Below are 379 nucleotides of genomic sequence, written 5' to 3' on the forward strand. Positions count from 1 at the left end.
TCTCAAAAAGCCGATCGTAGTCCGGATTGGAGTCTGCAACTCGACTCCATGAAGTCGGAATCGCTAGTAATCGCGGATCAGAATGCCGCGGTGAATACGTTCCCGGGCCTTGTACACACCGCCCGTCACACCATGGGAGTTTGTTGCACCAGAAGTAGCTAGCCTAACTGCAAAGAGGGCGGTTACCACGGTGTGGCCGATGACTGGGGTGAAGTCGTAACAAGGTAGCCGTAGGGGAACCTGCGGCTGGATCACCTCCTTAACGAAAGATTGACGATTGGTAAGAATCCACAACAAGTTGTTCTTCATAGATGTATCTGAGGGTCTGTAGCTCAGTTGGTTAGAGCACACGCTTGATAAGCGTGGGGTCACAAGTTCA

General features: G+C 51.7%; 1 rRNA gene. It reads left to right on the top strand.

The features are described from left to right. Positions 1-262, top strand: a 16S ribosomal RNA gene (locus tag J502_RS16280); the annotation flags it as partial. Between the last annotated feature and the right edge of the window lie 117 nt (positions 263-379).

Origin of the sequence: Acinetobacter sp. 1294596 (assembly GCF_000582925.1) — a bacterium.
Lineage (GTDB): Bacteria > Pseudomonadota > Gammaproteobacteria > Pseudomonadales > Moraxellaceae > Acinetobacter > Acinetobacter radioresistens.